Origin of the sequence: Geodermatophilus obscurus, from assembly GCF_900143215.1 — a bacterium.
Taxonomy (GTDB): Bacteria; Actinomycetota; Actinomycetes; order Mycobacteriales; family Geodermatophilaceae; genus Geodermatophilus; species Geodermatophilus obscurus_A.
Genome location: NZ_FRDM01000073.1, coordinates 1 through 6,492, shown reverse-complemented (window position 1 = coordinate 6,492; position 6,492 = coordinate 1). Strand labels below are relative to the sequence as shown.

Below are 6,492 nucleotides of genomic sequence, written 5' to 3'. Positions count from 1 at the left end.
CCGCCATGCGCACGATCACACCGGCAGACGCCGCCGGCTGGTTCACCCACGCCGGCTACACCAACCCCATCAACTGACACGGACAGCGCTGTGAGTCCGGCTGACCGCCGGCGTCGCCAGCCCGCGGACCTGCGCCCCCCGTCAGCTGACGGCGAGCTGTCCGCCCGGTGGGTGCGACCGGACGACGACGAGCACGTCCTCGGGCTCCAGCGTGCCGATCAGCGGGTCGTCGAAGCGGAGCGTGCGCCCGCCGCGGGTCACCGAGAGCACGATGTCGCGCAGCTGCCGGGGACCCAGGCCCACCTCGCCGGCGGTGACCCGGCGCTGGTGGAGGTCCAGGCCCTGGCCGCCGGTGACGAGGTCCTCCACGACGGCGACCACCCGCGGGGCGTCGGTGGACAACCCCAGCAGCCGACCGGAGGTGGCCGACGTGGTGATGACCGTGTCCGCGCCGGACTGGCGGAGCAGGTTGGCGTTCTCCTCCTCGCGCACCGACGTGGTGATCGGCACGCTGGGGTTCAGCTGGCGCACGGTGAGCGTGATCAGCACCGATGCGTCGTCCCGGTTGGCCGCGACGATCACGGCGCGGGCGCGCTCGACGTGCGCCCGGCGGAGGACGTCGGTGCGGCCGGCATCGCCGACGATGCCGTGCAACCCCACCGAGTTCGCCTCCTCGATGGCCCGCGGCTCGGGGTCGACGACGACGATCTGCTCCAGCGGGGTGCCGCTGGCCTGCAGCGAGCGGATGGCGCTGCGGCCCTTGGTGCCGTAGCCGCACACGATGACGTGCTGGCGCACGCGGGACCTCCAACGACGGATGCGGAACTCCTCGCGAGACCGCGCGGTGAGGGCTTCCAGGGTGGTGCCGATCAGGACGATCAGGAACATGATGCGCAGCGGCGTGATCACCAGGACGTTGACCAGCCGGGCGCCCGGTGTGACCGGCGTGATGTCGCCGTACCCCGTCGTCGACAGCGAGACCGTCGCGTAGTACGCGGCATCCAGGACGGAGATCTCGCCGCCCCTGCTGTCCTCGTAGCCGTCCCGGTCGAGGTAGACGATCAGGACGACGATGGCGAGCACGATCGCCGCGATGACCACGCGGCGCCAGACCTGCCGGACCGGGGTCTCCTCGATGTGCGCGAGCCGGACGCCGGTGTGCTCGGTCGTCGCTCCCGTGTCGCGGTCCACCCGCGGGACGATAGTGAGCCACCCGGCTGACCGCGTGCGCGCCGCACCCGTCCGGGTGAGCGGACGGGTGCCGCGACGGCGGCAGCGGCGGGGCGGAGCGGGCCTCAGCCCCCGGGAACGGCGGCCCGCTCCCGCGCGGCGAGCTCCCGCTTGAGCACCTTGCCCGCGGCCGACACCGGGATCGCGTCGATGAAGACGACGTCGCGCAGCCGCTTGTACGGCGTCACCCGCTCGTTGACCGCCGCCATGACCGACTCGGCCGTCAGCGCCGCCCCGGCGTCGTCGCCCGTGCGGACGACGTAGGCCACCGGCAGCTCCCCGGCCTCCTCGTCGGGGCGGCCGACCACGGCCGCACCGGCCACCCCGGGGACGCCGAACAGCACCTCCTCCAGCTCCCGCGGGAAGACGTTGTAGCCCTTGTAGAGCAGCATGTCCTTGGTGCGGTCGACGATCGCCAGGTAGCCGTCCCCGTCGAGGACGCCGACGTCGCCGGTGTGGAACCAGCCGTCGGCGTCGATCGCCTCGGCGGTCGCCTCCGGCCGGTGCGCGTAGCCGCGCATCACCTGCGGCCCGCGGATGCACACCTCGCCGCGCTCGCCGGCCGGCAGCGGCGCCCCCCCGCCGAGCGGCTGGATGCTGATCTCGGTGTCGAAGACCGGCACGCCCACGGTGCCGGCCTTGCGCGTGCCCGAGCGGTACACCGGGTTGCCGGTGGCCTGCATCGTCACCTCGGTCAGCCCGTAGCCCTCGCCGATGACGGCGTTGGGCAGCACCGCCTGCAGCCGCTCGATGAGCGTCACCGGCAGCGGGGCGGCACCCGAGGACACGCCGCGGACGCCGGACCAGTCGGCCTCCAGGAAGCCCGGCACCTGCAGCAGCGCCACGAACACCGGCGGCGCGCCGCCGATCGACGTCACCGCGTACCGGACGGCGTCCTCGACGTAGCGCACCGGGTCGAAGCGCAGGTGGACCACCGTCGTGGTCCCGGCCATGACCATGCCGTTGAGGTAGCCGATCGCGCCCATCGCGTGGAACCACGGCGTGAGGTTGACCAGCCGCGCCTCGCCGAGCCGGGTGGGGTGCTCGTCGGGCCCGAGCACCTGCCGCAGCGTCACGTCGCCGGCCGCGTCGAGCTCGGGCAGCGACCCCGACGACCAGCAGGCCGACTGCAGCACGTTGGTGACGACGGCGCGGTGCGGCAGCTCGACGCCCTTGCTGACCCCGGTGGTGCCGCCGGTGTACGCCAGGTGCGCGAGGTCGGCGGCCGGGTCGATCGCGGCGTCGAGGTGCCGGTCGGTGGGGTCGGCGGCGAGCAGGTCGGCGAGGTCGACCTCCCCGGCCGCCGGCTCCAGCCGGGCGCCGAGGTCGAGGGTGTGCGCCTCCCCGGTGACCACCACGGTCTCCACGGGCGTGGCCGCCAGGGCCGGCCGCACGAAGGGCAGCACCTGGTCCCAGGTGACCAGCACGCGGGCGCCGGCGTCGGTGAGCTGCGCGGCGAGGTCGGCGGCCGGGAGCAGCGGGTTGGTGGGGGAGAAGGTCGCCCCGGCCAGCAGCACCCCGTAGTAGACCGCCGGGTACTGGCGGCAGTTCGGGATGTGCACCGCCACGACGTCGCCGCGCCCCACGCCGGCGTCGGCCAGCCAGTTGGCGACGGCGTGCGCGCGGGCGCCGAGCTCGGTGTAGGTCAGCAGGACGTCGTGGTCGACGAACGCCGTCCGGTCGCCCCAGCGGCGCACGGCGGCCCGCAGGATCGAGCCGACCGGGACCGTGGGGTAGTCCAGGGACCGCGGCAGGCCGGGCGGCCAGCTGTGCGCGGTCGGGGTCGGAGCGTCCTGCGTGGCGGTCATGCGGGTCCTTTCCTCTCCAAGGTCCACAGCGTGGCGCACGTCACTACCCGTGTCGAGGTCCGACGGTGGGTGAGGATGGCGGCATGAGCGACCAGCGCACGGCCCTCGTCCTCGGCGGCGGCGGCATCACCGGCATCGCGTGGGAGATCGGCGTGCTGGCCGGTCTGGCCGAGGCCGGCGTCGACCTCACCGGGGCGGATCTCGTGGTCGGCACCTCGGCCGGCTCGGTGGTCGGCGCGCAGCTCACCGGCGGCGCCGACCTCGACGGGCTGCTCGCCCGCCAGCTCGAGCCGCCCACCGGCGAGCAGGCAGCCCGGATGAGCCGCGCCGCGCTGGCCCGCTACGGCTGGGCGGTGCTGCGCAGCCGCGGGGACGACGTCGGGTTCCGCCGGCGGGTCGGGGCGCTGGCGCGGGCCGCCGAGCAGGCCGGGCTCACCCCGACCGAGCAGGAGCGGCTCGACGTCATCGGCTCCCGCCTCGTCAGCCACGACTGGCCCGACCGCGACCTGCGCGTCACCGCCGTCGACGCGGAGACCGGCGAGTTCCGCGTCCTCGACCGCACCTCCGGCGTCCCGCTGCTGCAGGCGGTCGCGGCCAGCTGCGCCGTCCCCGGCGTGTACCCGCCGGTGACCATCGACGGCCGCCGCTACGTCGACGGCGGCATGCGCTCGGCGGCCAACGCCGACCTCGCCGAGGGGTACGACCGGGTCGTCGTGCTCGCGCCTCTCCCGCGCGGCATGGGGCCGATGGCCAGCGTCGACGCACAGGTGACCGGCATGGTGGCGCGGGTCGCCGTCGTCTCCCCGGACGAGGCCGGCCGCCGCGCGATCGGCCGCAACGTGCTCGACCCAGCCGCCCGCGCGGGTTCCGCACGCGCCGGCCGGGCACAGGCCGCCGGCGTGGCCGCCGAGGTCACCGAGGTCTGGCAGGGCTGAACCGGGCGCCCCGGGGATGCCGGGCGGGGTCCACCTCGGGTCCGCGGGAGCGCTCACGTCGCGACCACGTCGCCGGGCTGGGATGGTCCGGGCCGACGGCGAGCGTCGCCGTCCGAGCCCGGGGAGAGAACCCATGTCACGTGCCCACCGCCGGACCGCGCTGCTCACGGCGTCCGTCCTCGCCGTTCCGCTGCTGCTGACCGGGCCGGCCACCGCCGCGCCGCCGCGGCAGGGAACCGGGGACGGCGTCGACGACCTGCTCGTCATCGGTCACCGCGGCGCCTCCGGCTACCGGCCCGAGCACACGCTGGCCTCCTACGAGCTGGCCGCCCGGATGGGCGCGGACTACATCGAGCCCGACGTCGTCAGCACCTCCGACGGCGTGCTGGTCACCCGGCACGAGAACGAGATCTCCGGGACGACGGACGTCGCCGACCGGCCCGAGTTCGCCGACCGGCGCACCACCAAGGTGATCGACGGCACCGAGCTGACCGGCTGGTTCACCGAGGACTTCACGCTGGCCGAGCTGCGCACGCTGCGCGCGGTGGAGCGGCTGCCCGACGTCCGGGAGGAGAACACCCTCTACGACGGCCTCTACCAGGTGCCCACCCTCGACGAGGTGCTCGAGCTGCGCGAGGAGCTGTCCCGGGAGCTGCGCCGCGAGGTCGGCGTCTACATCGAGACCAAGCACCCCACCTACTTCGACGCCCTCGAGCTCTCGCTCGAGGAGCCGCTGGTCACCGACCTCGACGAGGCCGGGCTCGACGACGAGGGCGACCCGGTGTTCCTGCAGTCCTTCGAGACGGCCAACCTGCGCGAGCTCGACGGGGTCGTCGACGTCCCGCTGGTGCAGCTGCTGTCGGCGACCGGCGCACCGGCCGACCTGGTGGCCGCCGGTGACCCGCGCACCTACGCCGACCTGTCGACGGCCGAGGGGCTGGCGGGCATCGGGGAGTACGCCGACGGCGTCGGCCCGGAGAAGGCCCAGGTCATCCCGCGGGAGGCCGACGGCACCCTCGGCGAGCCGACGTCCTTCGTGGCCGACGCGCACGCCGCGGACCTGCTCGTGCACCCGTACACCTTCCGCAACGAGAACGAGTTCCTCCCCGCCGAGCTGCGCGACCCCGGCGAGGAGCCCGGCGACTACGGCCGGGCGATCGACGAGCAGCTGGTGTTCTGGGAGACCGGCATCGACGGGCTGTTCACCGACAACCCCGACACCGGCGTGGTCGCGCGCGACCTGTTCCTCGACGAGGCGGACCAGGCCGCCTGACCTCCCGACCGCCTCGCCCGCTTCCCGACGATCATGGCAGGGTGACCACTCCGCCGGCCCAGGTCGTGGTCGCGGCGCCATGATCGTCGGGAAGATCCGCCGGCGGGCGGGGCGTTGGAGCAGCACGTGAAGGTGGAGATCTGGTCCGACGTCGTCTGTCCCTGGTGCCACATCGGCAAGCGCCGGTTCGAGGCCGCGCTGGAGCGGTTCGCGCACCGGGACACCGTCGAGGTGGAGTGGAGGTCCTTCGAGCTCGACCCGGGCGCACCCTCGGCCGCGGCCGGGCACGAGGTCTCGCCGACCGAGTACGCCGAGCGGCTGGCGAGGAAGTACGGCACCTCGATGCTCGGGGCGCAGCAGATGACCGACTCCATGACGCAGCAGGCCGCCGCCGAGGGCCTGGACTTCCGGTTCGACCGGGCGGTGCGCGCCAACACCTTCGACGCCCACCAGGTCATCCACCTCGCCGGTGAGCGCGGGGTGCAGGACGCGGTCGAGGAGCGGCTGCTGACCGCCTACTTCAGCGAGGGCGAGGCGGTCGGCGACCGCGAGACCCTCGTCCGGCTCGCCGCCGAGGCGGGGCTGGAGGCCGACGAGGTGCGCGCGGCGCTGGCGGACCAGCGCTACGCCGGCGCGGTCCGGGCCGACGAGGCCGAGGCGCAGGCGCTGGGCATCAGCGGCGTCCCGTTCTTCGTCGTCGACCGGAAGTACGGCGTCAACGGCGCCCAGCCGGCCGACGCGCTGCTGCAGGTGCTCGAGCGGGCCTGGGCCGAGCGGACGCCGCTCATCCCGGTGATCACCGGCGGCGAGGTCTGCGGCCCCGACGGCTGTTGACGGACCCCTCCTGGATCCCCGCGAGCTCGGGGACGCCGGGGAGGGGCCGCCCGCGCCGACCACGGACAGCCACCCCTGGTTCCTGCACCTAGACGAGTAAGTCCTATCGGCCGGCAGGGTCATAGGGCGCTGTAGGCGCGGACGGAGGGTGTTCAGGCTCGGGTTGTGACGACCGACCTCAACACCCTCCTGACCGCATTCTACGTCTGGATCGACGACTATCTGGGGCCTCACCGCCGCGCCGGCCGTCGACCGAAGCTGACCGACGCCGAGCTGCTCACGCTGGCGCTGGGGCAGGCGCTGCTCGGAGTGCACTCCGAGGCCCGCTGGCTGCGGCTGATCCCCCAACGGCTGCCCGGCGCGTTTCCCTATCTGCCCGGGCAGTCCGGCTACAACAAGCGGCTGCGTGGCG

5 protein-coding genes and 1 pseudogene are annotated in these 6,492 nt (G+C 74.3%); 4 read left to right on the top strand and 2 right to left on the bottom strand.

What is annotated here, in order from left to right:
* Positions 1–141 precede the first annotated feature (141 nt).
* Together BUB17_RS24730 and BUB17_RS24725 are read right to left on the bottom strand one after the other, a co-directional pair.
* Entirely contained in the window at positions 142–1,191 is a 1,050-nt protein-coding gene (locus BUB17_RS24730; RefSeq protein WP_083606598.1) for a potassium channel family protein, read from the bottom strand.
* 104 nt (positions 1,192–1,295) lie between these two features.
* Positions 1,296–3,038: a class I adenylate-forming enzyme family protein gene (locus BUB17_RS24725; protein ID WP_072921433.1), complete on the bottom strand. Its 1,743-nt coding sequence runs from the start codon at positions 3,036–3,038 to the stop codon at positions 1,296–1,298.
* 83 nt (positions 3,039–3,121) lie between these two features.
* Here BUB17_RS24725 and BUB17_RS24720 point away from each other — a divergent pair, with 83 nt between their 5' ends.
* The 4 genes and pseudogenes from BUB17_RS24720 to BUB17_RS24705 form a co-directional block, all read left to right on the top strand.
* Positions 3,122–3,973 (top strand): patatin-like phospholipase family protein, encoded by an 852-nt coding sequence (locus tag BUB17_RS24720; RefSeq protein WP_072921431.1) that lies wholly within the window; start codon positions 3,122–3,124, stop codon positions 3,971–3,973.
* 133 nt (positions 3,974–4,106) lie between these two features.
* Positions 4,107–5,246 (top strand): glycerophosphodiester phosphodiesterase, encoded by a 1,140-nt coding sequence (locus BUB17_RS24715; RefSeq protein ID WP_072921429.1) that lies wholly within the window; start codon positions 4,107–4,109, stop codon positions 5,244–5,246.
* 114 nt (positions 5,247–5,360) lie between these two features.
* The gene (locus tag BUB17_RS24710) at positions 5,361–6,080 is read left to right on the top strand and encodes a DsbA family oxidoreductase (RefSeq protein WP_432416403.1); all 720 of its coding nucleotides are present in this window, start codon (positions 5,361–5,363) and stop codon (positions 6,078–6,080) included.
* A 165-nt stretch (positions 6,081–6,245) separates the two neighbouring features.
* Positions 6,246–6,492: pseudogene (locus BUB17_RS24705) on the top strand (IS982 family transposase); the annotation flags it as partial.

Excerpts from the sequence above, each read along its gene's own strand:
- BUB17_RS24715 (WP_072921429.1), top strand. The coding sequence starts at position 4,107 with ATGTCACGTGCCCACCGCCGGACCGCGCTGCTCACGGCGTCCGTCCTC.
- BUB17_RS24720 (WP_072921431.1), top strand. The coding sequence starts at position 3,122 with ATGAGCGACCAGCGCACGGCCCTCGTCCTCGGCGGCGGCGGCATCACC.
- BUB17_RS24725 (WP_072921433.1), bottom strand. The coding sequence starts at position 3,038 with ATGACCGCCACGCAGGACGCTCCGACCCCGACCGCGCACAGCTGGCCG.